A 1,079-nucleotide genomic window follows, 5' to 3' on the forward strand; every position below is an offset into this window, starting at 1 on the left:
AGTAACGAAACCGAATAAAGATGAGAGTAAGAGAGTCGCAGTGAAGTACGAAGCAGAGCCAACAACGGTGGCACCAGCCGTAGAAAAAATCACAGTGTCAAATAATAAAGTGGAAGCAGAAGATACAATTACAGTGTCAGAACTGAAAAAAGGTGACATTGTTCGTGTATATGAAGCATCAAAAGGTGGAGAAGCAATCGTAACATCAGAAGCAGTAGCGGAAGGAAAAACAGAAGCAACAATTTTAGGGAAGGATCTCTTAAAAGTAACAGGTGGCACGGTATATGTAAGTGTACAAAGTGAGAATGAGTTAGAAAGTGCTCGTACAGCGGTGAAATATGAATCACAAGTAACGGCGGAGCCAGTAGGTGGAAATATTGTTGTTTTAAATAATGACGGAGCGGCTGATATTGTTAGAGTGACTGGTTTAACAGCAGGTGATAAGGTAAGTGTATATAATGAAGAGACAGTCCAAGAAGCAATTGGAACAGCAACGGTAGCAGAAAATAAAACGGCGGTAAATGTTGTAATCCCTCAATTAGGAGAAGTAGCAGGAAAAATCTATGTAAGTGTTACAAAAGTAAATAAAGATGAAAGTAAACGTGTTGCAATAAATTATATTGCTGAGTAATTCGTGCAGTTAATGAATTAGATGGAATAAAGGAAAGTGCACTAGTAAATAGTTGGCTAACTATTTACTAGTAGCACTTTTTTATTTAATAAATAATTTTTAAATAGAAAAATAGTTTGTTAATAACGATTTTTAGGATGGTAGGTGTAAATAGTCTGTGAAAAAATACTTAATAGTATATTTTAGATTAAGGGAAGAAAATATAATTATTTCTAAGTTATATTAAAAAAGAGCGTTTGAAAAGTTGAAGTGACCCCTAAAAGTTAGACACGGTTATTTCATTAGGCAGCTTGATAAAAGTGAGTCCGGTATTGTACCGGGCTCATTTTTAATTTTTCCTTAATCCGTTTCGTATTATAATAATCTATATATTTTTCTAATTCTATTTTAAAGTGCTCTACATTTTCAAATTCTTTTATGTAGAGGAACTCCGACTTCATAATCCCAA

The 1,079-nt window shown here is 33.8% G+C and carries 1 protein-coding gene and 1 pseudogene; one reads left to right on the forward strand and one right to left on the reverse strand.

Annotation, left to right across the window (positions count from 1 at the left end; all coding sequences use genetic code 11):
- A pseudogene (locus tag MR160_RS33680) lies at positions 1-631 on the forward strand (hypothetical protein); the annotation flags it as partial.
- Positions 632-912: 281 nt separating this feature from the next.
- Here MR160_RS33680 and MR160_RS33685 read toward each other — a convergent pair.
- The coding region (locus MR160_RS33685; protein WP_242299220.1) for an IS3 family transposase at positions 913-1,079 on the reverse strand (167 nt) is incomplete at its 5' end.

Source organism: Bacillus cereus group sp. BfR-BA-01382 (genome assembly GCF_022663475.1).
Classification (GTDB): Bacteria; Bacillota; Bacilli; order Bacillales; family Bacillaceae_G; genus Bacillus_A; species Bacillus_A thuringiensis_S.